The sequence below is a fragment of the Aeromonas sp. PrichA-15 genome (assembly GCF_017939245.1).
Classification (GTDB): Bacteria; Pseudomonadota; Gammaproteobacteria; order Enterobacterales; family Aeromonadaceae; genus Aeromonas; species Aeromonas caviae.
On record NZ_JAGKRH010000343.1, the window covers coordinates 1 to 533 of the forward strand.

General features: G+C 47.1%; 2 tRNA genes and 1 rRNA gene. All 3 read left to right on the forward strand.

Annotation, left to right across the window (positions count from 1 at the left end):
* Positions 1 to 95 (forward strand): 16S ribosomal RNA (locus J9889_RS23070); the annotation flags it as partial.
* A 73-nt stretch (positions 96 to 168) separates the two neighbouring features.
* Positions 169 to 245, forward strand: a tRNA-Ile gene (locus J9889_RS23075).
* A 10-nt stretch (positions 246 to 255) separates the two neighbouring features.
* Positions 256 to 331: transfer RNA gene (locus J9889_RS23080), tRNA-Ala, on the forward strand.
* The last annotated feature ends 202 nt before the right edge of the window (positions 332 to 533 follow it).

Below are 533 nucleotides of genomic sequence, written 5' to 3' on the forward strand. Positions count from 1 at the left end.
CCTTCGGGAGGGCGTTTACCACGGTGTGATTCATGACTGGGGTGAAGTCGTAACAAGGTAACCCTAGGGGAACCTGGGGTTGGATCACCTCCTTACCTTAATGATGACGAAGTTGTTGAGTGTTCACACAGATTGCCTTGATTCAAGTTTAGAGACAGTACACGAAGTGGGTCTGTAGCTCAGGTGGTTAGAGCGCACCCCTGATAAGGGTGAGGTCGGTGGTTCGAGTCCACTCAGACCCACCACTTCGATTACGGGGCTATAGCTCAGCTGGGAGAGCGCCTGCTTTGCACGCAGGAGGTCTGCGGTTCGATCCCGCATAGCTCCACCATATCGTACTGTATTTGTCAGAAGACAAAGCCATGAGTTGAACATCTCGTTCAATGTATGCCTTTGACTTCTTTACGAAGTTTGCTCTTTAACAATCTGGAAAGCTGATTTAAAAAGTAGTTCTCAAACATTTGTTACAAGTGCTTTGGAAACTTCTTGGCGAAAACCAAATTTTATTTGGTCCTTGTTGTACGACAACAAGC